This window comes from Streptomyces sp. SID14478, assembly GCF_010548525.1.
Lineage (GTDB): Bacteria > Actinomycetota > Actinomycetes > Streptomycetales > Streptomycetaceae > Streptomyces.
This window is the reverse complement of the sequence record NZ_JAAGMG010001259.1, coordinates 1-306: the sequence shown is the minus strand read 5'-3', so window position 1 is coordinate 306 and position 306 is coordinate 1. Positions and strand designations below refer to the sequence as shown.

Genomic DNA, 306 nt, shown 5'->3' with positions numbered 1-306 from the left:
GATCGGCTTCGTGGGCCGCGCGAAGGCCGCGTCCGGCGCGTCCACGACGGTGTGCGTGAGCAGCGCGACCGGCGCGGCTTCCGCGGGCAGGGCCCCCGAAAGGCCGCGCGCCAGGATGTAGCCGAGGCTGCCCTGCGAGTCGGCGACACACATGTCCAGGCCCAACAGGGGCAATTCCGGAGCGAGTTCCGCGGCCAGATCGGCACGCCGCTGGATGAAGCCGACCTGCGGGCCGTTCCCGTGGGTCACCAGCACCCGGTGTCCGCGCCGCACCAAGGCGGCCACGGGCGCCGCCAGCCGGCGTGC

Annotated in this window: 1 pseudogene; it reads right to left on the bottom strand. The window is 74.8% G+C overall.

Annotated features, from left to right (window positions below):
• Positions 1-285: pseudogene (locus tag G3I40_RS40040) on the bottom strand (amino acid kinase); the annotation flags it as partial.
• Positions 286-306 lie beyond the last annotated feature (21 nt).